Raw genomic sequence first — 24360 nt, 5'->3', positions numbered from 1 at the left:
CTCCCTTAAACGCTCAGGCCGCCGAACAGCGTCGGCATGTCGAGCGGGCGGAAGCCGTAGTGGTTTATCCAGCGGACGTCGGCGTTGAAGAAGTCGCGCAGGTCCGRCATGCCATATTTCAGCATGGCGATGCGATCGAGGCCCATGCCCCAGGCAAAGCCTTGATATTCGTCCGGATCGAGACCGCCGTAACGCAGCACGTTCGGATGGACCATGCCGCAGCCGAGGATTTCCATCCAGTCGGTGCCTTCGCCGAACTTGATGATCGGGCCGGAGCGGTCGCACTGGATATCGACCTCGAAGGAGGGCTCGGTGAAGGGGAAGAAGGACGGGCGAAAGCGCATCGTCACGCCGTCGACCTCGAAGAAGGTCTTGCAGAATTCCTCGAGCACCCAGCGGAGGTTGGCGACATTGGCCTTCTTGTCGATGACCAGGCCCTCGACCTGATGGAACATCGGCGAATGCGTGGCATCGCTATCCTGGCGGTAGGTCTTGCCGGGAATGATGATGCGGATCGGCGGCTTCTGCGCTTCCATGGTGCGCACCTGCACCGGCGAGGTATGCGTGCGCAGAACCTTGCGCTCGCCCTTCTCATCCGGATTGAAGAAGAAGGTGTCGTGCATCTCGCGGGCCGGATGGCCTTCGGGGAAGTTAAGCGCCGTGAAATTGTAATAGTCGGTCTCGATATCCGGCCCTTCGGCGATCGAGAAGCCCATATCGCCGAAGATCGCGGTGATCTCATCGACGATCTGGCTGATCGGATGGATACGGCCGCGCTCGGCAGGCGACGAGCGGACCGGCAGGCTGACATCGACCGTTTCAGCCGCCAGCCGGGCGCTGATCGCTGCCTCCTTCAGCACCGACTTGCGGTCGGTGAAGGCGTCGCTCACCTCGTTCTTCAGCGCGTTGATCGCTGCGCCGCGGGTCTGGCGTTCGTCTGGGGTCATCGCGCCCAGCGTCTTCAAGAGCTCGGAAATCGAGCCCTTCTTGCCAAGCGCCGAAACACGGACGGCTTCGAGCGCGGGCTCGTCATTGGCGGCGGCAATTTCGGCAAGCAGAGAGAATTTAAGCTGGTCGATATCTGACATTGTCTTCTTTCCGTCCAGATCAGGCGGCGTTCGAAAGGCGGGCGCGGCAAGGCCGCGCCAGCAGTACAAAGAAAGAAAAACCCGCGCTAGCCCAAACCAGCGCGGGTTTCCCAAAATTCAAAAAAGCGTCAAGCTTGGGAAGCGCTGGTTACCGAACCGCGCCTTCAAACTCGTTAGCCGTGCCGGATTCCTTGAGGTATTCAAGGGCCTTCTTGGCGGCAGCAACCAGGGCGCCGAATGCTTCCGGCTCATGGATTGCCATATCGGAGAGAACCTTACGGTCGACTTCGATGCCAGCCTTGTTCAGACCGTCGATGAAGCGGCCGTAGGTCAGGCCGAATTCGCGGACGGCAGCGTTGATGCGCTGGATCCAGAGGGCGYGGAAATTGCGCTTGTTAACCTTGCGGTCGCGATATGCGTACTGCTTGGAGCGATCGACTGCGGCCTTGGCGGTACGGATGGTGTTCTTGCGGCGGCCGTAGAAACCCTTGGCCTGCTTCAGAACCTTCTTGTGCTTGGCGTGGGCGGTGACGCCTCTTTTTACACGTGCCATTTCATGATCTCCTTAATCTAACGCGTTACCGGAATAGTCTCAGAGACCGTTCGGCAGATAGTTCTTCACAACCTTGCGGCCATCGGGTTCTGCCAGAACCATCGTGCCACGTGCGTCGCGAATGAACTTGTTCGAGCGCTTGATCATGCCATGGCGCTTGCCAGCGGCAGCCGCCTTGACCTTGCCGGTGGCGGTGATCTTGAACCGCTTCTTGGCAGAGGACTTCGTCTTCATCTTGGGCATTTTGCTACTCCGTTTCTGTCCTCCCTGCGCGCTTCATCAAAGAAACCCTTTTGCGCAAGCCGGTTTTCCGGTCTTCGCCCAAGGCGCGGGAGCGTTTGTTGTTGATCTGCGGGTCAGGCGACGAAACCTGTCCGCAAGCATTCGAAACTGCCACGGCATGCCCTGCCGGTCAGTTCGGACGCGCGCTTATAACCGCAGCGTCATGAAAGTGCAACGGGGCGGATGACGAATCTTGCCGCCCCAGGAAACACAAAAGCCGCCCTGTCGGACGGCTTTGAGCGAAAGAATGCGGCACCGGTCACTTCGGCGCCAGCACCATCATCATCTGGCGGCCTTCGAGCTTGGGCTCGGCTTCGACCTTGGCGATCTCAAGCGTGTCGGCCTTGACCTGCTGGAGAAGCTTCATGCCAAGTTCCTGGTGGGCCATTTCACGGCCGCGGAACTTCAGCGTCACCTTCACCTTGTCGCCTTCGTCAAAGAAGCGACCCATCGCCTTCATCTTCACCTCATAGTCAWGGGTGTCGATGTTGGGACGCATCTTGATTTCTTTGACTTCGACAATCTTCTGCTTTTTGCGCGCCTCGGCGGCCTTCTTCTGGTTGGCATATTTCAGCTTGCCCAGATCAAGGATCTTGCACACAGGCGGTTCGGCATTGGGGGAAATTTCGACGAGGTCGAGGCCGGCTTCTTCCGCCATTTTCAAAGCCTGGTCAGTGGGCACGATGCCCATATTCTGGCCGTCAGCAGCAATCAGCTGAACTTTCGGAATGCGGATATCCCGGTTCGAGCGCGGTCCATCCTTTACGGGCGCGTCGGTTTTAAAGGGTCTGCGAATGGTCGTATTCTCCTCGCGTTGTTCGGAACGTTGCAGCTTCGTGTCCCAGTTCGAAAGGGGGGCACAAACGGGTCACGCCATCACTGCAACGGATTCAATAACACCCTATAGCGGAAAAATCACCTGCTGTCAGCCTGTCAAGAATCTGTTTTATAGGCGAAAACAATAGGAGTTCTGCCCGATGTCCGACCAGATGCCTGTTCTTGAGCCCAAGTTCCTTGATGTCGGCGAAGGCGAGGCCGCGCGGCAGATCGCCATGCTGGTACGCCCGGCGCAGGCCAACACCGATCTTCCCGCCCTCATTTGGCTATCCGGCTACCGATCCGACATGAGCGGCAGCAAGGCCGTCGAAATCGACCTGCTTGCCGCGGAACTGGGCGCGGCCTGCATCCGCCTCGACTATTCCGGCCACGGGCTTTCCGGCGGAGCCTTCACCGATGGCACGATCTCGCGCTGGCTGGAGGAAGCACTCGCGGTGATCCGTCACAGCGCGCCGGAACGAATGATCCTTGTCGGCTCTTCGATGGGGGGCTGGATTGCGCTGCGGGTCGCACAGGAGCTTGCCCGGCATGGCGGACCAAAGCTCGAAGGCATGGTGCTCATCGCACCGGCGCCGGACTTCACCTCCGATCTCATCGAACCGAACCTCAAGAAAAAGGAACGCGCCTCGCTGGAGGAGCGCGGCTATTTCGAGGAACGCTCGCAGTATAGCCCGGAGCCCAACATCTATACGCGCGCGCTGATCGAGGATGGCCGCCAGAACCGGGTGCTGACCGGCATCATCGAAACGGGCTGCCCGATCCATATCCTGCAGGGCATGAAAGATGCCGATGTTCCCTATCTGCATGCCATGAAGCTCGTGGAACATCTTCCGGCAGACGACGTAGTACTGACCTTCATTCGCGATGGCGATCACCGGCTATCGCGTCCGCAGGACATCGAGCGGCTGCGCAGCGCCGTCAAAGGCCTGATCCGGTGAGCGCAAGCCAGTCCCTATCAAAGCATATGCAACTGGCCAAATAGAAGGCCATGGTTGAATAAGATCTGTTCAATCATCCGGAGGTTATGTTGCATTTTAACCATGTCTACGAGTTGTACGGCACTCCCAAGAAGTAACGATTGACTCCTTTCGGCCCTCTCCGTTAACTCTTTGTTAATAAATAAAGGGCGATGCAGGGAAGTAGGGCGTGCGGATCAAGGGTTTCCTCGTGGCCATGATGGCCGTGTTTGCAATGGCGCCGGCCGCTATTCCGGCTCCGAGCAAGAATGCATCCATGGTGACCGGTAATGCGACATCGCAGCCGGTTGGCCATTACGACTTCTGTCAGACGCACCGCAGCGAATGCGGTGCCAACCGCAATACCGGCCCGGTCGCCATGACGGGTGCCCGGTGGGCGACGGTCCGTTCGGTCAACGCGACGGTCAACCGCACCATCACGCCGATGACCGACAAGGAAATCTACGGCAAAGACGAGGTTTGGGCCTATCCGACCACGGCCGGCGACTGCGAGGATTTCGCACTTCTGAAGCGCCGTGTCCTCATCCAGCGCGGCTTCTCGCCTGCCGATCTGCTGATGACCGTGGTGCGCAAGCCCGATGGCGAAGGCCACGCTGTGCTGACGCTGCGCACTGCTGAAGGCGACTTCGTGCTCGACAACCTCGCCTCCGACGTCAAGCCGTGGTTTGCGACGCCCTATAGCTTCATCAAGCGCCAGTCGAGCTTCAACGCCGGCCGCTGGGTCACCATTGAGAACGGCCGCGACGTTCTGGTCGGCGCTCTCAAGTAAAGAGTTTCGAGGGGGACTGTGAAAGAGCCGGCGAAAGCCGGCTTTTTTTATTTTGGCGTGTGGACGTCTCTCCGCACTGGCTGGGGCTGTGCCAGACCGCAATTAGGCATTGCCGATCAGAATACCGGCTGCGAGCACGAGGCTGCCGCCGACGACCACCTGGAAGGCGGCGCGCAGGAACGGCGTCTCCATGTATTTGTTCTGGATGAAGGCGATCGCCCAAAGCTCGAAGAAGACGATGACGGCGGCGGTGATGGTCGCGGTCCAGAAATGCGGGATCAGGTAGGGCAGTGCGTGACCGAGACCGCCGAGCGCCGTCATGATACCGCAGGCAAGGCCACGCTTGATCGGCGAGCCGCGGCCGGAGATCTTGCCGTCGTCATGGGCGGCTTCGGTGAAGCCCATCGAGATGCCTGCACCGACCGAAGCCGACAGACCGACGAGGAAGGTCTGCCAGGTATCCTGCGTGGCGAAGGCGGCAGCGAAGATCGGCGCGAGCGTGGAAACCGAGCCATCCATGAGACCGGCGAGACCCGGCTGCACATAGGTCAGTACGAACCGGCGCCGCGCCGTCTCGTCCTCTTCCTTCTTCACATCGTCGGGCGTGTGCTTGTCGCCCAGCATGCGGGCAATTTCCTCATGCCCCTGTTCGGCAATCGCGAGATCGCCGAGAAGCTGACGCGTGGAGGCATCAGATGTCTGCTTGATCGCCTCGACATAGAAACGATAGGCCTGCTCCTCCATCGCCTCAGCTTCCTGCCTGATGGAGTCGAGTGAGAGATTGGCGCGAAGCCAGTCCGGCTTGCGTTCGTAAAAGCCCTGAACATGCTCGCGCCGGATCAGCGGGATACGCTCGCCGAAGCGCTGGCGGTAGATTTCGATCAGCGACTTGCGGTGCGTGTCCTCCACCTCAGCCATATCCTCGAACACCTTGGCTGACGCCGGAAACTCGGCACGCAGGTGCTCAGCATAAGCGAGATAGATGCGGGCATCGTCTTCCTCGGAGGCGATGGCGAGAGCCAGGATTTCCTGCTCGGAGAGAGAGCGGAAGGAACGTTTCGGTGATCTGAAAAACCGGGCCAACATAGATATTCTCCAATAGTTTAGAATTATTCTAAATTTAAAGAGTGATGTGGCGAGGGTCAAGATCCAAGCCCGGCAAGATTGGCGGATTGCCGCAATTCGTCCATCGCGGTTTGGCAATCCCGTGCGCGGGCCTATATGAGGGCTGCCAGCAGCAAGCGGCGCCGGGGTCTACGATGAATAATGAGATACAGGGACGGGCTGCGCATGTTGCCGCGATCCGCGAAAAGGCCGAGGCCGAGATGAAGGCGATCGGCGTCGACGAGGCCTTCATTGCGAAGCTTGTGGAAACCTTTTACGGGCGTGTGCTGCAGCATCCCAAGCTCGGACCGGTGTTCGACGCGCGGCTTTCCGGGCGTTGGCCCGAACATATGGACAGGATGAAAAGCTTCTGGTCGTCCGTCGCCTTTCGCAGCGGCGCCTATGGCGGCAAGCCGGTGCAGGCGCATCACGGCGTGGCGAACATGACGCCTGATCTTTTCCCGCAATGGCTTTCGCTGTTTTCCGAAACGCTCGAGGACGTGGCACCGACGCCAGAGGCCAAGGACTGGTTCATGGCGACGGCCGAACGGATCGCAAAAAGCCTGACGCTGTCGCTCTTCTACAATCCGGCGCTCGACGATCCCACGAAGAAAACAGGCTGAGGCTTCATTGCCTCGCGGAAAAGGTTGCACCGGCGCTTGCGGCAACGACCAAAGCTGTTCCGGCCATCTGCAGAAGCGTCATGGGCTGTGCCAGAATGATGAAGCCTGCGACTGCGGCAATGGCAGGCTCCAGGCTCATGAGGATGCCGAATGAAGCCGTCGGCATGCGCCGCAACGCAATCAGTTCCAGCGTGTAGGGCAGCAGAGGCACGAGAACGGCGAGACCCGCCATTTCGATCAGGCCGTAAGCATCGAGCTTCGGCACGGCGCCCGAAAAACCCAGGGGTGTCGCGACCACCGCGGCGACCATAAGCGACATGGAGAGCCCCTCCAGTCCCTTGAAGCTCGCGCCGATCTTCTTCGTGAGCACGATATAGATCGCCCAACCGGTTCCGGCGCCAAATGCAAAGAGAACACCGAGCGGATCTCCAACCCAGCCCTCACCATCATGGGCGAGTGCCAGAACACCGAACGCGGCGACGAGCGGCCAGATAAGACGCCGGCTGAGGCCGTAGCCAATGGTCGCGACCGACAGGGGGCCGAGAAAATCAATCGCCACAGCAAGACCGAGCGGAATACGCGCGATCGCTGAGAAGAAACTCGTGGTCATCAGCGCCGTCGTCGTGCCGAGAACCAGTGCACTTACCCATTGATCACGACTATAGCTGAAGATGCGCGGGCGAACGACGATGGCTAGAATGACGGACGCAAAGGCAAGGCGCAGCCATGTAGCACCCGCCGGTCCATAAGTGGCGATGGCGGAGGAGGAAAGTGCCGCGCCGAACTGGATGGAGGACATGGACATGAGGCACATCAGCCCACCAGCCGCTACGCCGCCGAATGCTGGTGATGTCTCCGCGGTCAAGGCGCCGGCTTCAGCGTTCGTTCTCTCTTCCATTGATGTCTCCGATTGCGCGCTCTTCATACGAAGGCAGTTTGCCGGCGACAAATTCAAACTTCTGATCGTGTCAGCAAAAGGCTTGATGCGATATCAGAGGCGACCAGCGAGGATCACCTCTTCGGCATCCTCGAAGCTCATCCCGAAGACCTTCCTGCCGATCTCGAAACTGAAGCCGTTGCGGGCGAAGGCGGAGAGTTCCTTTGCTTTCCGCTTGTCGTCGAGTTCGACGCGACGGAAGGGACCGAAGGCGCGCTTGCGGGCGAAGATCGCTGCGGCATAGAGATCGTCAGCCTCTTCAAGCGCGGCCTCAACCCTGTCGCTGGAGACGCCCTTGACCGCAAGCTTCCGGGCGATGGCACGCTTCGATTTGCCGCTGCGCACGGCGGAACGGGTGCTGATTTCGGCATAGGCGGTATCGTCTAGAACCTTGTTGTCATAAGCGAATTTGACGGCGAAATCGGCAACCGCCTTGAGCTGTGCCCCGCTGATACCCTCGAATTTCTCCTTCGCCTTGCGGGCGATGGCATCAAAGAGTTGCTTTTCCGTCATCATGCGCCGTTCGAGGCGATAGATCGTCGAGTTGCGCGCCCAACTCAGCATGCGGGGCGTCGGGATATCTGATGAAATGGTCTCCTCGGTCATCGGCAGTGATCAGGCTTCCAGGCCTTTGAGCACATTGGCGACGTTAAGGCCGATTTCCGGCACGCCGTAGCCGCCCTCCATGCAAGTGACGACCGGCAGGCCGGCAGCGGAGATCATCTCGCCCATACGGATGAAGTCCTCCGATTTCAGCTTGAAGAAGGAGATCGGATCGCGCTCGAACGTATCGACGCCGAGGGCCACGACGATCGCTTCCGCGCCGAAGGTCTTGATGCGGGAGAGCGCATCCGACAGGGCCGATGCCCAGACATCGAAGTTCGTACCGCGTGCCATCGGATAATTGCGATTGGCGCCCTCGCCCTCCCCTTCGCCCACTTCATCGGCATGGCCGAGGAAATAGGGAAAGGCGTGGATGGGATCGCCATGCAACGAGGCGGTAAAGACATCGCTGCGGCGATAGAAGAGATCCTGCGTGCCGTTGCCATGGTGGAAATCGACATCGAGCACGGCGACCTTCCTGGCGCCATGATCGAGCAGGCGTTGCGCCGCGACGCCGGAATTATTGATGAAGCAGTAGCCACCGAAGAGGTCGATGCCGGCGTGATGGCCGGGCGGGCGGCAGAGTGCGAAGGCGAAGCGGTTGCCGGCATTCAGCCAATCCGCGGCTGTCATCGCGCAGCGCATCGAGGCAAGTGCTGCCTCGTAAGACCCCTTGGTGATGGAAGTATCGGCGGCATTCGCATAATGGCCGATCGCACCGACGATGTTCTCGGGCACGCGCTGGCTGGTGCGGCGGACGGGAAAGGAATTGGCAATCGCCTCACCCTTATAGCCTGCCGCCACCCAACGATCCCAGACCGTCGCCAGAAATTCCAGATAGGCGGGATCATGCACCTTGCGGGCCGTTTCAAGGCCGTGGGCCTCCGGCGCCACGACCTCGGAAAAGCCTGCTTCTCTGACCGCAGACAGAATCCATTCCGCCCGGAACGGCGCCTCGAAGGGCGTCACAAGCTGGCCATCATGCAGCTCCGTCTTCGCATCACGCAGCTTGTGGTCTTCGGAATAGATGACGCGCACCGAGGTCTCCGCAAATCAGTCTGTCAAACTCAAGCCTTACACAGGCTGGTCCGAAGAAAAAAGCGTTGAACACGCCTTGATCGCTGCCGCGGACGACGCCACGTTCAAGCCGATTTCAGAATGCGTTCCTTTTTCTCAAGAGATTAAGCCCCATGAAAATCCTGATGGTCGATGTCGATGGCGTGCTGGTTCACGGGCGGCCGGCGGACGGTCTGCCGCTATTTACCTACCTTGAGCGCGACCTAGGCCTGTCGGCACCGTTGCTTCAACAGGAGTTTTTCAAACCCTATTGGGTGGGCATTATCACCGGCCAGGAGCCGATAGAGCCCCGCCTGACGGAGGTTCTCGGCCGCATCGCCCCGCACCTTACCGCCGAGAAACTGCTCGACTACTGGTTTGAAAATGATTCCCGCCTGGACCGGCAGTTGCTTGCCGACCTCGCCCGCCTGAAGGACGAAGGCACGCTTCTCTATCTTGCTACCAATCAAGAGCATAGACGGGCGGCCTATTTGCGCGACGTGCTCGAACTCGGCGCGCTTTTCGACGGCATTTTCTATTCCGCAGCACTTGGCGCTCGCAAGCCAGCCACCGACTTCTTCCGCCTTGCAACAGAAGGCGTCGGTGTCGCGCCTGAAGACATCGGCTTTATCGACGATCTCGAGGAGAATATCGCTGCTGCCACGCAGTTTGGCTGGAAGGCATTGCACTGGACGCCGGCTTCGGCGCTTTCAGACGCCATCGCTGCCTTTACGCAGAATGCTCAGGCGACCCGCTTGTAGAAAAGCGTCGTGGCGCAAAGCCCGCCTTCCGGCCACAACGCGTAGTCGGGGATGACACCAACGCGCTCCCAGCCGAGGCGCGGGTAGATGGCTTCGGCGTCGCTGCCGGTTGCCGTGTCGAGGACGAGGATCGTCTTGCCGCGGCGGGCCGCTTCCTGTTCAGCCATGTCCATCAGCAGGCGCGCCAAGCCATGGCCGCGAGCGGAGCGATGAACAAGCAGCTTTTTCAGATCGCCGCGATGCGGCTGATTCGGCATCTGGGCAGCGCCGACCTGCACCGTGCCGACAACCTTGCCATCCACGTCGGCGACAAAGAGCAGAGTGGCACCATCGGCCACGGCTTCGGCGACACCACGCCAATAGGGTTCGGCATCCGCAGGCGTGTAGGGCTGCATGAAGCCGACCGAGGCGCCACCGTTGACGCAATCGGCGAGCACTTCGCAAAGGTCGGGAATGGCCGCGTGGGCCTCGGCGGCGGCGAGAAGGCGAATGGTCGGCATGATGGTCCCCTGGTAAATGAGCGCGTGAATTAGCGGGCGCCGCGATCCAGCACGACGCAATAGCGTGCCGGCGCGTGACCCGGATTGTGAAAGACATGGCCGTCACCGACCGGCATGAAGAGACAGTCGCCGGGCTTGAGGCGATGAACGGTGTCGCCGACCGTCATTTCCAGCTCGCCATCAAAGAGCCAGACGTGCTGAGTCATGCCGCGGCTCGCCGCGTGCGGCGGGAAGCTGACCCGTGCACCCGCCGGAAATTCAACATCGACGATATCGATATCCGAGGACGTGCCCGGTGGCGAAACGGCACGGCGCATATATCCGGTTTCGGGATCGCGCCAGACCAGTTGCTCCTGCCGGCGCGAAAGCGGCGACGCCTGCTCTCCCTCCTCGGCGAAGAAGGCAGACAGGGACAGGCCGAGTGCGGCGCAGACCCGGGCGAGCAGCGAAGCCGTCGGGCTCGCCTCCGCACGCTCGATGCGGGAGATCATCGCACGGCTGACGCCGGAAGCGGTGGCGAGGTCATCCAGCGTCAGCCCCTTCTCCATCCGCAGTGTGCGGATACGGATGCCGATCGCCTGTTCCAGTTCCTGTTCCATTTCTACGGTCCGAAATTCTACTATAAGAGAAATACAGGATCCGATGATGGAATCAAGTGCTCGTGTGCGGCCTTGCTTTCACCGTAACGCCGTCGATATATGGCAGCGGCATTCAAGAGCGGAGACCAGCATGGACGGCATCACGCAAGGCACTGAGACCGGGGAAAGCTTCACGGCTGCCGCCTGGGACCGGATCAAGCCAATCATGGCCGAGATCGAGAGATTGCCGCTGCTGCAACGTCTTTCCGACGGCACACTGCCGCCGGAGGTTTTCCGCCACTATATCCTGCAGGACGCGATCTACCTAAAGCACTATGCCCGGTGCCTTGCGATCGTCGCCGCCAAGGCGCCCGATAATGCACAGGTGCTGCGCTTCCTCGGTTCGGCGCAGAAGGCGATCACCGTCGAGCAGGGACTGCATGCCGGTTTTCTCAGCCAATTCGGTATTTCCAGCGCCGACGTGACGGCGGCCGAGCCCTCGCCTGCCTGCTTCGCCTATACGAATTTCCTGCTGGCGACGGCCTACCACAGTTCCTATGCGGTGGCGCTTTCGGCGATCCTGCCCTGCTTCTGGATCTACTGGCATGTCGGCGAAGACATCAAGAGCAAGCCGGCGATCGAAGGGAATGTCTTCCAGGCATGGATCAACACCTACGGCGATCCGCAGTTCGCAGCCGGAGCCCGCGAAGTCATCGCTTTGACTGATATCGCCGCCCGTGCTGCCTCGCTGGCAGAGCGCCAGCAGATGATGGACGCCTTCGTGCGCGCCTCGCAATATGAATGGATGTTCTGGGATTCGGCCTGGCGGCTGGAGACGTGGCCGGTCTGAACCAAGTTCCACAGGCTGCAAAATAGGGTAAACTGCAGGATAATTACCGCTTTGCGGGCGATGTGCGCGCTGCTATATGGCGCGCATGAGCACCAATCCGACGACTCCGCTATCCCATATCCGCAACTTCTCGATCGTGGCCCACATCGACCACGGCAAATCGACGCTGGCCGACCGCCTGATCCAGACGACAGGTGGCCTCGCCGAGCGCGAAATGTCCGAGCAGGTGCTCGACAATATGGATATCGAGCGCGAGCGCGGCATCACCATCAAGGCCCAGACCGTGCGCCTGCACTATCAAGCGAACAACGGCGAGAAATACATTCTCAACCTCATCGACACGCCCGGCCACGTCGACTTCGCCTATGAAGTCTCCCGTTCGCTGTCGGCCTGCGAGGGTTCGCTGCTTGTCGTCGACGCCTCGCAGGGCGTCGAGGCGCAGACGCTCGCCAACGTCTACCAGGCGATCGACAACAACCATGAGATCGTCACCGTCCTCAACAAGATCGACCTGCCGGCCGCCGAACCCGACCGCATCAAGGAACAGATCGAGGAAGTGATCGGCATCGACGCCTCGGAGGCCGTGCTGATTTCGGCAAAGACCGGTCTCGGCATTCCCGACGTGCTCGAAGCAATCGTGCATAAGCTGCCGGCGCCGAAAAGCCCCGGCGGCGAGAAGGCGCCACTGAAGGCGTTGCTCGTTGACAGCTGGTACGACACCTATCTCGGCGTCATGGTTCTGGTGCGCGTCATCGACGGCGTGCTGACCAAGGGTCAGACGGTGCGGATGATGGGCACGGATGCGAAATACCAGGTGGAGCGCGTCGGCGTGCTCACACCGAAGATGGTCAATGTCGACAGCCTTGGCCCCGGTGAGATCGGCTTCATTACCGCTTCGATCAAGGAAGTGGCCGATACCCGCGTCGGCGATACAATCACCGAGGACAAGCGGCCAACGGCCGAAGCGCTGCCGGGCTTCAAGCCGGCGCAGCCAGTGGTGTTCTGCGGTCTCTTCCCGGTCGATGCGGCCGATTTCGAGGATCTGCGCGCCGCCATGGGCAAGCTTCGCCTCAACGACGCGTCCTTCTCCTTCGAAATGGAATCGTCGGCTGCTCTCGGCTTCGGTTTCCGCTGCGGCTTCCTTGGCCTTCTGCATCTCGAAATCATCCAGGAACGGCTGGAACGCGAGTTCGACCTCGACCTCATCGCAACCGCACCATCCGTCGTCTACAAGATGTACATGACAGACGGCACGGAGCGCGAGATGCACAACCCCGCCGACATGCCCGATGTCGTCAAGATCTCGGAAATCCACGAGCCGTGGATCCGCGCGACGATCCTGACGCCGGACGATTACCTCGGCGGCATCCTGAAGCTTTGCCAGGACCGGCGCGGCATCCAGGTCGAACTCACCTATGTCGGCACGCGCGCGATGCTGACCTACGACCTGCCGCTCAATGAAGTCGTCTTCGACTTTTACGACCGGCTGAAGTCGATCTCCAAGGGTTATGCCTCCTTCGACTACACACTCACCGAACACCGCGAGGGCAACCTCGTGAAGATGTCGATCCTCGTCAACGGCGAGCCGGTCGACGCGCTGTCGATGATGGTGCACCGGACAGCCGCCGAAAAACGCGGCCGCGACATGTGCGAGAAGCTCAAGGAGCTGATCCCGAAGCACATGTTCAAGATTCCGATCCAGGCCGCGATCGGCGGCAACGTGATTGCCCGCGAGACGATCTCGGCCCTGCGCAAGGACGTGACCGCGAAATGCTACGGTGGCGACGCCACCCGCAAGCGCAAGCTGCTCGACAAGCAGAAGGCCGGCAAGAAGCGCATGCGCCAGTTCGGCAAGGTGGAGATTCCGCAGGAAGCGTTTATTGCAGCGCTGAAGATGGGCGACGAGTAAGCGCCTCAGCTTTTTACCGGCCGAGCATAATCGGGGACACGGAACCGGCGGCGATAGACGCCGGGGCTTAGTCCTGTCATGCGCCTGAAGAGCCGGCGGAAGAAGGCGGGCTCCTCATAGCCGACCTGCCAGCTTATCTCATCGACCGGAGCATCCGTGCGCTCCAGTCGCCGCTTTGCGTCCTCCACGCGCAACCTCTGCACATAGGCGATTGGGCTGATGCCGGTCGCATGGGTAAAACGGCGCTTGAACGTTCGCTCTGTCAGGCCAGCGTGGCGAAACATCTCCTCGATGGGATTGGCGACCGAGAAATGGCTTGAAACCCATTCCTGTGCCAGCCGGATGGCAATATCGCCGTGATCCCTGCGCCCTTCGAAGACGATGTAGGGGGCAAGCCCATCCTGATGCCATTGCAGCGCAAAGAAGCGAGCGATCGCCTGCGCTGCCGAAGCGCCGGCATGGCGGGCGATCAGGTAGAGTACCAGATCATGCCAGGTCATCGAGGCGCCGGAGCTGATCAATTCCTCCCGCCTGCCGCAAACCACAAGCACGCGCTCGGGATGGACAGGCACCTGCGGAAAACTGGCCCGGAAGGCATCGGCATAACCGAGATGTACGGTCGCATCCATTCCATCGAAGAGCCCGGTTTCGGCGAGCAGAAAGAGCCCTGAGCAGGCCGAGCAGATGAGCGCACCGTGCGCATGCATGGCGCGGACCCATTCGACAAGTTCCGCATGGCGACCTTTCTCCCAGCCATCCGATGGCAGCAATATAGAGGGAACGATGATGATGTCCGTATGCTCAAGCGATGAAATGCTGCGCTGAACGGTGATGGGCACGCGGCTGGCAAGCTCGAGCGGCGCTGCGGACACGCCGACGATTTCGACTCTGAAGGGCGGACCGCGGGGGATGATTTCGCCTGCTGCCGGCAAGACTGCGAAGGCATTCATGACATCGAAGATGCCACTCAGCGTCGAGACGACCGCCTCGGGAATGGCCACGAGGCTGACATGAAGCGGTTCGGATGCTGCAGGATCGACACCGGATTGCATCTCATCCCCCGGAAGAAAGCGGCTCCGTCACTTGTCCCTATTGCCTACACCGCCGCAAGGATTGGCGCAAATGGCCCGCTTCTGGTCCATACCGCTCTGCCGCTCGGCTCCACCACCTGTCATTCAATTCGCATTCCGAATGTTTCGACAGGAGAAGACAATGGACCAGATAAGAAGCAGGACAATCGATGCGGCCAAGCTCGACCTCATCGTTTCACGGGCAATCGGCGATCTCTCTGCCGGCTATGGCGGGGTGATGGTCAGTATCGGGCACCGGCTCGGCCTTTATAAGGCGATGGCGGAAGCGGGTCCGGTCAGCTCGCATCAGCTTGCCGCCCGCACCGGATGCGCGGAACGCTATATCCGCGAATGGCTGGGTTCGCAGGTTGCCGGTGGCTATGTGATCTACGATGTCGCCGGCCACAGCTACGAATTGCCGGCGGAAAACGCAATGGTGCTAGCGCAGGACGACAGCCCGGTCTTCATGGCGGCAGCCTGGGCGATCCCGGCTTCGATGTGGGCGGATGAGGACAAGGCGCTCGAAGCCTTTCGCACGGGGGCCGGCATTCCCTGGGGCGACCATGACGGACGGCTCTATTGCGGTGTCGCCTCGCTTTACCGCAATGCCTACAAGGCAAGCCTCATCTCCGAATGGCTGCCGGCGCTCGATGGCGTGGTCGAAAAGCTGAAGGCCGGCGCGCTGGTCGCCGATGTCGGCTGCGGCCACGGACATTCAACGGCCCTGATGGCGGCGGCCTTTCCGGCCTCACATTTCCGTGGATTCGATTCGCACGCGGAATCGCTGGACGAAGCTCGACAGGTCGTAGCGAAGGTGGGTGGGACAGAGAATGTCGTATTCGAGACGGCGCGAGCGGATGCCTATCCGGACTCCGGCTATGATCTCATCTGCCTCTTCGACTGCCTGCACGACATGGGCAATCCGCTGGCTGTCGCTGATCAYGCAGCCAGAACCATTGCGGCCAATGGGACAGTGATGCTGGTCGAGCACTTTGCGAAAGACGGCGTCGGCGATAATATCTCGCCGGTCGCGCGCATGTATTATGCCGCCTCGACGACGATCTGCTGTGCCCATGCGATCTCGGATGGCGGCCATACGGTGCTTGGCGCACAGGCAGGCGAAAAACGACTGGCCGAGATTTTTCGCAAAGCAGGGTTCACACGGTTCCGTCGGGCAATGGCTACACCGTTCAACCTTGTTTTGGAGGCACGGCTCTGATCTTTGCGATCGATGCCGAAAACCTTGCTGGGCTGATAAATTCAGCCCAGCGGCAGGTTTCAAAGCCCGGCCACCCAGCGGTGCCATTCATCCTCGCTGCCCCGGAAGACATTGAGGTCGATACGGCCTTCGACGCCGTGCGAGAGGCCGGAGCCGGAATATTGCCAGAAGAGCCATTTGCGGTTCGGATAGACCTTCGAAGGATGTTCCGCGACCGCACGCAGCCAGAAGTGATAGTTCTGGAAGGCGCCTTCGAGATTGTCCTCGTAGAAATCCGGGGCGGTATAAATAATGGGACGCTTGCCGTAGTGGCGCTCGATCTTCTCCATGAAGACCTGCATCTTTTCCAGCACGCGGGCGCGGGAAAGCTTCACCTTGCAGCTCGATTCGCCGTTCCATTCCACATCAATGACCGGCGGCAATGCATCCGGATCACGCGGGACGTTGCGGATGAACCAGTCGGCCTGCTCGCCGGCTGTGCGGCACCAATAGAAGAAGTGATAGGCGCCGCGCTTGATGCCGGCTTCCTTGGCTCGCCGCCAATTAGTCTTGAACATCGGGTCCAGGTGGTCGCCGCCATCGGTCGCTTTGATGAAGGCGAAGTTCGCGCCGCGGGTCCGCAGCGTTTCCCAGTCAATATCTCCCTGCCAGCGTGAGACGTCGACGCCGTGGACGGCGAGCTTGCGTGGCGAGATCTTGCCGAAATTGATCGGCTTGGYATCGCGGAAACCGTAGCCATAGACGCGCGAGCGGCCGCGGGTCGGCTGCTGGATCGCAGGAGCTGCCGCCATCGCGAATTCGACCGGGCGCTCAACGGGGACAGGCATTCCAGGCTGCGAAAGAGCTGAAGGCGTCACCGCCGAAAAGGCACGCGATTCCGGCGCCGACGCATCCCAGGCAAGGCTTTCCTGCGGGGTGGCCTCGTCCGGTTCGACCGCTGCGACCGTGGCCTGCGGTACGTGAGCCGGCGGCGGCGTGACGGAGGAGGTCATTTCCTTCGAAGGCTTCGGCGTGACGCCGGCGACGAGACTTTCCGGACCGGAAGCCGACGAGCAGCCAGCCAGAGCGAGGCAGGCAAGAAGGATTGCTGGGACAGCCGTGGAACGCATGAGCACCGTTACGCAAAACAACAACTGGGGGGTGCCTCAGCTATTCCGTGAGAACACCAATCCAGCATGACTAATAGAAAATTATCAAAAAAGACTGAATCCGATCTTTCCGCCCGGCGATTTGATAGCAGACGGATTGCGAGGCCCCTTACGAGCCTCTAGATCCCTTGAATAAAAGGAGCCTCCCATGACCGAGAAAGCCCGCGTGACCATCCTCTACTGCACCCAATGCAACTGGCTGCTGCGCGCCGGCTGGATGGCGCAGGAGCTGCTGCAGACTTTTACGGACAGTCTTGGCGAGGTAGCGCTCATTCCCGGCACCGGTGGCAATTTCGAAATCCGAGTCAATGGCGATCTGACCTGGGAGCGCAAACGTGATGGCGGCTTTCCGGGCCCGAAGGAACTCAAGCAGCGGGTGCGCGACATTATCGAGCCCGATCGCGATCTCAGCCACACAGACCGGGCTTCGCTGGAGAGCTGAGGCTCAGCGATAGGGCGAGCGGCAGGTTTTGTAGATACCTTCGTACGTCACGAAGCGATCCGTGCGCGGATTGTAGGACCGGTATTCGTTCCGGCACCATTCCACATGGCGACTGCTGTCTTTCGCCGAAGGCTGCACCCGTTGCACCGGTGGCGGGTCATAGGTCAACCGTGGCGGCAAAGTGCCGGGCGGCTGATAATATTTCGGACCGGCAGCATTCGGCGGGCGGTAATTCGGCTGGACATAGGCCGGGCGATGCCACTGCTGCGGACCGAAGCCGAAGCAACCGCGATAATCACAAATCGTCGATTGTGTATTGATAGGCCCAAGCGACGGCGAAGCGGCGTTGGCCTCAGCCAGCGGCACCGCCATAAGCAGGCCTGCGAGAAAAGCGTGGCGAAGGTCGAACATGGTGCATTCCTTTGCGGATATCCCCTAATATAGTGCGAATAGCAGGCCGTGCCATCCACTGACCCGCCGGGTGCGACAACGGCTTCATGAAGCTTTTTCACAGACTGTCAGGAAAACTTCAAAAACCCTGTTGACAGCAAAGAGCCACCCCCGTACATGGCTCTCCGTCGCCCAGATGGCGGAATTGGTAGACGCGCCAGCTTCAGGTGCTGGTACCCGAAAGGGTGTGGAGGTTCGAGTCCTCTTCTGGGCACCATTCCCATTGATCTCCAACGAGATCAAACAGATACAGGTTCTCCCTGTTATCTCGCTCACCGCAGCGTGTGTTAAGTTTCATCATTGTATTCGGAATGGCGGCCAACCCAACGTCATCGGGATTCCGTTTGCGGAAACCGTAGATTGATGCTGAAAGCTCCGCGGCAGTTGCGCTGCCGTTGTCGCGCGTTCGCTCGTTTTTCTCACCAAGGCCCATGGTTGTCGCAGCCTTTGGCCCAACTCAACATTGCGACAGCGAGCGCACTTATTTTTCGCACTTTTTATTCACCGGCATATTCGAATTTGCACAGTAGCATCGCCACATAAATGCCAATATGCCGCATTTCGATGCGTGTATGCGGATCCAGGTCTACATCATCACTTTTCTGCTCAGCGCCATCATGTGGGGCGTGACCTTCGATGCTGCGCGCAACGCTTATCGTGCCGCGCATACGGCTGGCTTGATGCCCAATCTGCATATTCAGCATAAGATCGATCGGATTCTTTGAGCGCCTCGCTCCCTTCAGACGCTTTTCTCACCCCTCAAAAATCATAGTCCCGCCGCGCCGACGTATGGCGTTGCGAAACAGCAAATAATTCCAAGAGACTACCGGCAAATTATGCAGCCGAGCGGCAGAAACCGCTCGGCTGTTGGCCATTTTCGCGCTGGCTAAGGCAAGCCTCGCACAAGAACGAAATCGGATACCGGCATCACGATGAAGATACTGCCGTTACGCTCCGTGGAGATCGTTGCCCGCATGCCGGACATGTTCGCCAGGCGCACGCCGGCCGCAATGAATATTATCAGACACTTTGKAGTTCGCTTGGGATGAAAGTCGTAATTCTGGCAGGTGGTCTGGGTTCGCGCCTCGCCGAAGAGACCAGTGTGCGGCCTAAGCCTCTGGTCGAAATCGGCGAAAAACCGATCCTCTGGCACATCATGAACATCTACGCCCATCACGGCCTGAATGATTTCATCATCTGCGCCGGCTACAAGGGCTATATGCTCAAGGAATATTTCGTAAACCTGTTCCTGCATCACAGCGACATCACCGTCGACCTCGCCACCAACGCGATCGAATACCACAAGGGCTCGAAGCCCAGCTGGAAGGTGACCATTGTCGATACCGGCATGAACTCCATGACGGGCGGCCGTATCCGGCGTATCCGGGATCATCTGGATCCGGACGAGCCCTTTTGCCTGACCTATGGCGACGGCGTTGCCGATATCGACATCAGTTCGGAGATCGCCTTCCACCGCAGCCATGGGCTGAAGGCAACGATGTGCGCGGTAACGCCCCCGGGCCGCTTCGGGGCGACGAATATCGAGAATGATGTCGTGACCGCCTTCATCGAAAAGCCGAAGGGCGACGGTCAGCGTATCAACGGCGGCTTCTTCGTGCTGGATCCTTCGGTCATCGACCTTATCGAAGGCGACGATACGATCTGGGAAGCCGGTCCGTTGCAGTGGCTGACATCCAACAAGCAACTGGCGGCCTTCCGTCACGACGGCTTCTGGCAGCCGATGGATACGTTGCGCGAACGCAATCAGCTCGAAGAGCTCTGGAGCTCCGGAAAGGCGCCGTGGAAGATATGGGCCTGACGGACTTCTGGAATGGCAGGCGTGTGTTCCTGACGGGACATACAGGGTTCAAAGGATCCTGGCTTTCGCTGTGGCTGGAAAAGCTCGGCGCGGAAGTGGCGGCGGTCTCGCTCGAACCCGAGACCAGTCCCTCTCTCTATGCGCGGCTTTCGCCCTGGAACGGGCAAGGCCACCACATCGCCGACATCCGCGACGCAACGGCGTTCAAGCAGCGCCTCGTCGATTTCGAGCCCGAAATCGTCATCCACATGGCAGCACAGGCGCTGGTCCGGCGCTCCTATGAAAATCCGGGCGAGACCTTCGCAACCAATGTGATGGGAACAGCAAACGTCCTTGACGCGGTCCGCGAGACTGCCTCCGTCAGGACGGTTCTCGTCGTCACCTCCGACAAGGTCTATGCCAACAATGGCAGCGGCATTCCCTTTATCGAAAGCGATACGCTCGGCGGCAAGGACCCCTACTCCAATTCCAAGGCCTGCACCGAACTCGTCGTCCAGAGTTACCGCGACAGCTTCTTCAAGGGGCGCGACATCAGCGTTGCTACCGTGCGCGCCGGCAATGTCATTGGCGGCGGCGACTGGTCCAAAGATCGGTTGATCCCGGATTTCATCCGCGCTTTTGAAAGCAACCAGCCGATCCTGCTTCGGTATCCCGAGGCCATCCGTCCCTGGCAGCATGTGCTGGAACCGCTTGGCGGTTATCTCGCCTTCGCCGAAGAGCTGACGCTTTCGGATGAAAAGGAGCTGCCCGAGGCGCTCAATTTCGGCCCCGATCCGCAGAGTTTCGCAACCGTCTGTGAACTCGCCGATGCACTTGGCCTCGCCCATGGTGTCAACGACGTCTGGGCGCAGGCACCCGGAACGCATCTGCCGGAGGCGCCTGCCCTCACGTTGAGCTCGGACCTGGCATTTTCCGCCATCGGCTGGCGCCCGCGCCYGAGCCTTCAGCAGACAATCGACTGGACCGCCGCCTGGTACAAGGCCAACCGCGAAGGGGCCGACATGCGCGCCTTCTCGCTCGGCCAGATCGCGGCCTATGAGGAAGCAATATCATGACAGCGCATAATTGCCGGTTCTGCGGCGCTCCCTTGCAGCACCGTTTCGTCGATCTCGGCTCGACGCCACTCGCCAACGCCTATCTGACGGAAGAGCAGCTCAAGCAGCCGGAGCCGTCCTATCCGCTGCGCGCCTTCGTCTGCTCCGATTGCTGGCTGGTGCAGGCCGACGCCTTCGTGCCGCCTGAAGACATTTTCAGTCACTACGCCTATTTCTCCTCCTACAGCGACAGCTGGGTGGAGCACGCCCGCCAGTTCACCATCATGGCCCGCAAGCGCTTCGGCCTCGGCGAGAAGTCCCAGGTTATCGAGGTAGCGAGCAATGACGGCTATCTGCTGAAGCATTTCGTCGAGGCCGGCGTGCCGGTGCTCGGCATCGAGCCGGCCGAAAACGTGGCCGAAGTGGCTCGGCAGATCGGCGTGCCCACGGAAGCGCGCTTCTTCGGCAAGGAAACGGCGGCCGATCTCGTCTCCCGCGGCCTGGCCGCCGACATCGTCATCGGCAACAACGTGCTGGCCCACGTCCCGGACATCAACGACTTCGTCGGCGGGCTCTCAGGCGTGCTGAAGCACGATGGCGTCGTCAGCGTCGAATTCCCGCATCTGCTGCGGCTGATCGAAAATATCCAGTTCGACACGGTCTACCACGAGCATTTCTATTACCTGTCGCTGCTGGCAGTCGAAAAGGTCTTCGCGGCGCACGGCCTGAAAGTGTTCGACGTGGAAGAACTGCCGACACATGGCGGCAGCCTGCGCGTGCTTGCCTGCAGGACGGCCTCTACTGCTCATCCGACCGGMCCCGGCGTCGCCAAGGTGCGCGCCGACGAGGCGGCTGCGGGCTTCGACGAGGTCGAAACCTACGAGGCGTTCCAGAGCCGCGTGGCACCGATCAAGGACGGGTTGCTCGCCTTCCTCGCGGAAGCGAAGCGCGACGGCAAGAAGGTCGCTGCCTATGGCGCCGCCGCCAAGGGCAATACGCTTCTGAATTTCTGCGGCGTCGGCACCGACCTCATCGACTACGTGGTCGACCGCAATCCGCACAAGCAGGGCCACTTCCTGCCGGGCAGCAAGCTGCCGATCTACGCGCCGGAAAAGATGGACGAGACGCGGCCGGACTACATTCTGATCCTGCCATGGAACATCAAGAACGAAGTCGTGGCGGCCAACAGCAGGGTCGGGGGCTGGGGCGGACGCTTCGCCGTCGCCGTGCCGGAACTGACGGTGATCGGATGAAATTCGTTCCGACCGCGGTTTCGGGTGCTTTTGTCGTAGAGGTCGACGCGCGTTCCGACGACCGCGGACTGTTTGCGCGGACTTTCGACGCCAAGAGCTTTGCCGACCACGGTCTCGTGCCTGTTTATCCGCAGTGCAACGTGTCGCAGAACCACAAGCGCGGTACCTTGCGTGGCATGCACTACCAGGCCGAGCCACGGCCGGAGATCAAGCTGGTGCGCGCCACGCGCGGCAAGGTGTTCGACGTGGCGCTCGATCTGAGGCGAGATTCGCCGACTTATCTGAAATGGGCCGCCGTTGAGCTCGATGCGGCCAGCCACAATGCCTTCTACATACCCGCCGGATGTGCACACGGCTTCCTGACGCTCGAAGACGACTGCGAGCTCTTCTACCAGATGTCGGAAGTCTACGTGCCGGAGCTTGCGCGCGGCGTCCGCTGGGACGATCCCGCCTTTTCCATCGCCTGGCCATTTATGCCGAGCGTCATCAGCGAGCGCGACGCCGCGCTTGAAAGCTACAGCCAGGAGACGAGCCTTTGAGCGGCATCAAACTCAGCATCTGCATTCCGACCTACAATCGCGAACCTTATCTCAGAAACGCGTTGGAGCATTGCGAGAGCTACAAGTTCAGCTTCCCCTACGAGATCGTCATTTCCGACAATGCTTCGACGGACAACACGACCCAGGTTGTCGAGGAGTTCATCGCCAAGGGACTGCCGATCCATTATCACCGCCGCGCCGTCAACGGCGGCTCGGGACCGAATCTTGCCTGCGCCTTCCATCACGCGGTCGGCGAATATTCGATCTACCTTGCCGATGACGATTTTCTGGTGCCTGCCGGCGTCGAGGCAGCAATGGCCTATCTGGACGCCAATCCCGATGTCGTCGCCTGCCACGCACCCTGGTATTTCTACGACGAAGTGCAGGACAAGGACGTCTCGAAGTTCTACGAGATCGCCGAGAACACGAAGTTCGCACGGCAGAATTTCGTGGAACTCTTCCAGTTCATCTACAACGGGCACATCTTCCCCGAGATCGGCATTTACCGCTCGTCCGCCCTGCGCTCCGCCTGGGTGCCGCGCGATTTCTGCTTCTGGGCCTTCGCCTATCTGGCGCATTTCGTCGATCAGGGTGCTGTCACATTTCTTAAAGAGCCCTTCTATCGCTCGGTGACGGTTTCCAAGATCGCGCCGACGCGCCAGCAGGCCGGCAATGACGACGTGATGACCGCCTGGGACAAGTATCGCGGTGGCCTCGAATATTTCCTCTATATCGCCGCCAAGCGTGGCAAGCTGAATACCAGCCGCGAGGCGCGCGCCATCTATGACGAGATGTGCAAGATCTTCACGCTGAACCGCATGTCGGTTGCCGTCCGTTTCTGGGTGGCTCGCAAGGACTTCATCAAGGCCTACGAGCTCTATACCCGCATGGYGCTCGGCGGGCTCGGCGAGCATCCGGAAGTGGCCCAGCTTCGTCACAACTTCCCGATGGCGGTGGCGATCCAGACGCTCGCCTATCAGGTCAACTCGACCGCCGGCATCAACAGGCTCATCCTCAGCGGCATGGCCGATCCGAAATCGATCGGCGAAATGCTGCGTGACATCGGTTTGTTGCCCGAGATCGAGATCGTCGCCGACCCGCAGACGCATGATCCGGCGCTTCTGGAGAAGACGGCGATCTTTGCCGCCGACATGCCGAGGCGCGAGAACTTCCTGAAGCTCGGCTACAAGCCGAACCTCATCTTCATCGAAACCGACCTGACGCAGCACGTGCTCGTCTGATGCCTGAAGTTGCGTCCGACGCTGCAAAGCCTCGCGCCAGTTTCACCCCCTAGTTTTTACAGAGTTCAATGTGCCCCGATTGCGTGAGTCTCAGCCCCATCACAAAAGAATTAAGGCATGACAAACAGGATATTCTACACCAAACCGTCCATCACCGAGCTTGAGACGAGCTATGCAGCCGATGCTGCGGCGAACGGCTGGGGTGCCCGCTGCTACGACTATATCATCCGCTTCGAGAAGGAATTTGCTGCCTATCTCGGCACCAGCCACGCGATTGCGACGTCGAGCTGCACCGGCGCGATGCATATGGGGCTTGCCGCGCTCGGCATCGGCGCCGGCGATGAGGTGATCCTCGCCGACACGAACTGGATCGCAACCGTTGCGCCGATCAAGCATCTGGGCGCTGAGCCCGTTTTCGTCGACGTGCTGCCCGATACCTGGTGCATCGACCCCGCGGAGGTCGAGCGCCAGATTACGCCGCGCACGCGCGCCATCATCGCCACCCATATCTATGGCAATCTCTGCGACATGGACGCGTTGCTCGACATCAGCCGCCGCACCGGCATCCCCGTCATCGAAGACGCAGCCGAGGCGATCGGTTCCGTCTGGCACGGCCGTCGCGCCGGCTCCATGGGCATTTTCGGCACCTTCTCCTTCCACGGCACAAAGACGCTGACGACGGGCGAAGGCGGCATGTTCGTGACCAGCGACACCGATC

The 24360-nt window shown here is 60.3% G+C and carries 28 protein-coding genes and 1 tRNA gene; 15 read left to right on the top strand and 14 right to left on the bottom strand.

Going from position 1 to position 24360, the window contains the following annotated elements; all coding sequences use genetic code 11:
• Nucleotides 1-5 precede the first annotated feature (5 nt).
• From pheS to infC, 4 genes are all read right to left on the bottom strand, one after another.
• On the bottom strand, nucleotides 6-1088 hold the full coding sequence (pheS, locus tag AC1D35_RS06195) for a phenylalanine--tRNA ligase subunit alpha (protein ID WP_477938353.1): 1083 nt from the start codon (nucleotides 1086-1088) through the stop codon (nucleotides 6-8).
• 148 nt (nucleotides 1089-1236) lie between these two features.
• On the bottom strand, nucleotides 1237-1641 hold the full coding sequence (gene rplT / locus AC1D35_RS06190; RefSeq protein ID WP_477938352.1) for a 50S ribosomal protein L20: 405 nt from the start codon (nucleotides 1639-1641) through the stop codon (nucleotides 1237-1239).
• A 39-nt stretch (nucleotides 1642-1680) separates the two neighbouring features.
• Nucleotides 1681-1884, bottom strand: a complete 204-nt coding sequence (rpmI, locus tag AC1D35_RS06185; RefSeq protein WP_007813308.1) for a 50S ribosomal protein L35 — start codon at nucleotides 1882-1884, stop codon at nucleotides 1681-1683.
• Nucleotides 1885-2182: 298 nt separating this feature from the next.
• Nucleotides 2183-2719, bottom strand: a complete 537-nt coding sequence (gene infC / locus AC1D35_RS06180; protein WP_477938370.1) for a translation initiation factor IF-3 — start codon at nucleotides 2717-2719, stop codon at nucleotides 2183-2185.
• A 181-nt stretch (nucleotides 2720-2900) separates the two neighbouring features.
• Between infC and AC1D35_RS06175 the strand changes: the two genes are divergently transcribed.
• Both AC1D35_RS06175 and AC1D35_RS06170 read left to right on the top strand, forming a co-directional pair.
• Nucleotides 2901-3698, top strand: a complete 798-nt coding sequence (locus tag AC1D35_RS06175) for an alpha/beta fold hydrolase (RefSeq protein ID WP_113307268.1) — start codon at nucleotides 2901-2903, stop codon at nucleotides 3696-3698.
• 208 nt (nucleotides 3699-3906) lie between these two features.
• Nucleotides 3907-4506 (top strand): transglutaminase-like cysteine peptidase, encoded by a 600-nt coding sequence (locus tag AC1D35_RS06170; RefSeq protein WP_113298229.1) that lies wholly within the window; start codon nucleotides 3907-3909, stop codon nucleotides 4504-4506.
• 102 nt (nucleotides 4507-4608) lie between these two features.
• On the opposite strand, the gene mbfA is transcribed toward AC1D35_RS06170, so the two are convergent.
• Nucleotides 4609-5592, bottom strand: a complete 984-nt coding sequence (gene mbfA / locus AC1D35_RS06165; protein WP_113298228.1) for an iron exporter MbfA — start codon at nucleotides 5590-5592, stop codon at nucleotides 4609-4611.
• A gap of 173 nt (nucleotides 5593-5765) precedes the next feature.
• Between mbfA and AC1D35_RS06160 the strand changes: the two genes are divergently transcribed.
• On the top strand, nucleotides 5766-6233 hold the full coding sequence (locus AC1D35_RS06160) for a truncated hemoglobin (protein WP_113298227.1): 468 nt from the start codon (nucleotides 5766-5768) through the stop codon (nucleotides 6231-6233).
• Nucleotides 6234-6237: 4 nt separating this feature from the next.
• Here AC1D35_RS06160 and AC1D35_RS06155 read toward each other — a convergent pair whose 3' ends face one another.
• From AC1D35_RS06155 to AC1D35_RS06145, 3 genes are all read right to left on the bottom strand, one after another.
• On the bottom strand, nucleotides 6238-7131 hold the full coding sequence (locus tag AC1D35_RS06155) for an EamA family transporter (RefSeq protein ID WP_113307267.1): 894 nt from the start codon (nucleotides 7129-7131) through the stop codon (nucleotides 6238-6240).
• 93 nt (nucleotides 7132-7224) lie between these two features.
• On the bottom strand, nucleotides 7225-7776 hold the full coding sequence (gene recX, locus AC1D35_RS06150; protein ID WP_113307266.1) for a recombination regulator RecX: 552 nt from the start codon (nucleotides 7774-7776) through the stop codon (nucleotides 7225-7227).
• Between the two features lie 9 nt (nucleotides 7777-7785).
• The gene (locus tag AC1D35_RS06145) at nucleotides 7786-8811 is read right to left on the bottom strand and encodes a histone deacetylase family protein (protein ID WP_113307265.1); all 1026 of its coding nucleotides are present in this window, start codon (nucleotides 8809-8811) and stop codon (nucleotides 7786-7788) included.
• A 152-nt stretch (nucleotides 8812-8963) separates the two neighbouring features.
• Between AC1D35_RS06145 and AC1D35_RS06140 the strand changes: the two genes are divergently transcribed.
• Nucleotides 8964-9590, top strand: coding sequence for an HAD-IA family hydrolase (locus tag AC1D35_RS06140; protein WP_113307264.1), 627 nt, complete (start codon nucleotides 8964-8966; stop codon nucleotides 9588-9590).
• Here the strand turns inward: AC1D35_RS06140 and AC1D35_RS06135 are convergent.
• Nucleotides 9572-10090 carry a GNAT family N-acetyltransferase gene (locus tag AC1D35_RS06135; protein ID WP_477852650.1) on the bottom strand — a complete coding sequence of 173 codons (519 nt, stop codon included), beginning with the start codon at nucleotides 10088-10090 and terminating at the stop codon, nucleotides 9572-9574. The genes AC1D35_RS06140 and AC1D35_RS06135 overlap by 19 nt on opposite strands.
• Before the next feature lie 29 nt (nucleotides 10091-10119).
• Entirely contained in the window at nucleotides 10120-10689 is a 570-nt protein-coding gene (locus AC1D35_RS06130; RefSeq protein ID WP_113307263.1) for a helix-turn-helix domain-containing protein, read from the bottom strand.
• A 130-nt stretch (nucleotides 10690-10819) separates the two neighbouring features.
• Here AC1D35_RS06130 and tenA point away from each other — a divergent pair, with 130 nt between their 5' ends.
• Both tenA and lepA read left to right on the top strand, forming a co-directional pair.
• Nucleotides 10820-11518 (top strand): thiaminase II, encoded by a 699-nt coding sequence (gene tenA / locus AC1D35_RS06125; RefSeq protein ID WP_113307262.1) that lies wholly within the window; start codon nucleotides 10820-10822, stop codon nucleotides 11516-11518.
• A gap of 76 nt (nucleotides 11519-11594) precedes the next feature.
• Nucleotides 11595-13427 (top strand): translation elongation factor 4, encoded by a 1833-nt coding sequence (gene lepA, locus AC1D35_RS06120; RefSeq protein WP_113298220.1) that lies wholly within the window; start codon nucleotides 11595-11597, stop codon nucleotides 13425-13427.
• Nucleotides 13428-13432: 5 nt separating this feature from the next.
• Here the strand turns inward: lepA and AC1D35_RS06115 are convergent, their stop codons facing one another.
• The gene (locus AC1D35_RS06115; protein ID WP_113307261.1) at nucleotides 13433-14479 is read right to left on the bottom strand and encodes a helix-turn-helix domain-containing protein; all 1047 of its coding nucleotides are present in this window, start codon (nucleotides 14477-14479) and stop codon (nucleotides 13433-13435) included.
• Between the two features lie 160 nt (nucleotides 14480-14639).
• On the opposite strand from AC1D35_RS06115, the gene AC1D35_RS06110 reads away from it, so the two are divergent.
• Nucleotides 14640-15716 (top strand): methyltransferase domain-containing protein, encoded by a 1077-nt coding sequence (locus AC1D35_RS06110; RefSeq protein WP_113307260.1) that lies wholly within the window; start codon nucleotides 14640-14642, stop codon nucleotides 15714-15716.
• A 59-nt stretch (nucleotides 15717-15775) separates the two neighbouring features.
• Here the strand turns inward: AC1D35_RS06110 and AC1D35_RS06105 are convergent, their stop codons facing one another.
• Nucleotides 15776-16825, bottom strand: coding sequence for a glycoside hydrolase family 25 protein (locus AC1D35_RS06105; protein WP_477938351.1), 1050 nt, complete (start codon nucleotides 16823-16825; stop codon nucleotides 15776-15778).
• A 187-nt stretch (nucleotides 16826-17012) separates the two neighbouring features.
• On the opposite strand from AC1D35_RS06105, the gene AC1D35_RS06100 reads away from it, so the two are divergent.
• A complete protein-coding gene (locus tag AC1D35_RS06100; protein ID WP_477852656.1) occupies nucleotides 17013-17306 on the top strand; it encodes an Rdx family protein in 294 nt (97 codons plus the stop codon).
• 3 nt (nucleotides 17307-17309) lie between these two features.
• On the opposite strand, the gene AC1D35_RS06095 is transcribed toward AC1D35_RS06100, so the two are convergent.
• Complete coding sequence (locus tag AC1D35_RS06095; RefSeq protein WP_113307259.1) at nucleotides 17310-17717, bottom strand: BA14K family protein; 408 nt, start codon at nucleotides 17715-17717, stop codon at nucleotides 17310-17312.
• A gap of 169 nt (nucleotides 17718-17886) precedes the next feature.
• Between AC1D35_RS06095 and AC1D35_RS06090 the strand changes: the two genes are divergently transcribed.
• Nucleotides 17887-17973, top strand: a tRNA-Leu gene (locus tag AC1D35_RS06090).
• 280 nt (nucleotides 17974-18253) lie between these two features.
• Here AC1D35_RS06090 and AC1D35_RS06085 read toward each other — a convergent pair.
• Nucleotides 18254-18460, bottom strand: a complete 207-nt coding sequence (locus AC1D35_RS06085; RefSeq protein ID WP_162747150.1) for a hypothetical protein — start codon at nucleotides 18458-18460, stop codon at nucleotides 18254-18256.
• Nucleotides 18461-18801: 341 nt separating this feature from the next.
• On the opposite strand from AC1D35_RS06085, the gene rfbF reads away from it, so the two are divergent.
• The 6 genes from rfbF to AC1D35_RS06055 form a co-directional block, all read left to right on the top strand.
• Complete coding sequence (gene rfbF / locus AC1D35_RS06080; protein ID WP_113298214.1) at nucleotides 18802-19575, top strand: glucose-1-phosphate cytidylyltransferase; 774 nt, start codon at nucleotides 18802-18804, stop codon at nucleotides 19573-19575.
• Nucleotides 19566-20630 (top strand): CDP-glucose 4,6-dehydratase, encoded by a 1065-nt coding sequence (gene rfbG / locus AC1D35_RS06075; protein ID WP_477938369.1) that lies wholly within the window; start codon nucleotides 19566-19568, stop codon nucleotides 20628-20630. The genes rfbF and rfbG overlap by 10 nt, the downstream gene beginning before the upstream one ends.
• Nucleotides 20627-21862: a class I SAM-dependent methyltransferase gene (locus AC1D35_RS06070; protein ID WP_113507352.1), complete on the top strand. Its 1236-nt coding sequence runs from the start codon at nucleotides 20627-20629 to the stop codon at nucleotides 21860-21862. Before rfbG ends, AC1D35_RS06070 begins: the two co-directional genes overlap by 4 nt.
• Entirely contained in the window at nucleotides 21859-22401 is a 543-nt protein-coding gene (gene rfbC, locus AC1D35_RS06065; protein WP_113298211.1) for a dTDP-4-dehydrorhamnose 3,5-epimerase, read from the top strand. Before AC1D35_RS06070 ends, rfbC begins: the two co-directional genes overlap by 4 nt.
• Nucleotides 22398-23642: a glycosyltransferase family 2 protein gene (locus AC1D35_RS06060; RefSeq protein ID WP_477938350.1), complete on the top strand. Its 1245-nt coding sequence runs from the start codon at nucleotides 22398-22400 to the stop codon at nucleotides 23640-23642. The genes rfbC and AC1D35_RS06060 overlap by 4 nt, the downstream gene beginning before the upstream one ends.
• Nucleotides 23643-23759: 117 nt before the next feature.
• A partial coding sequence (locus AC1D35_RS06055; protein WP_477938349.1) for a DegT/DnrJ/EryC1/StrS family aminotransferase occupies nucleotides 23760-24360 on the top strand: 601 nt, incomplete at its 3' end.

The organism is Rhizobium sp. P1_E6 (assembly GCF_056405875.1).
This window is presented reverse-complemented; position numbering and strand designations above follow the sequence as displayed.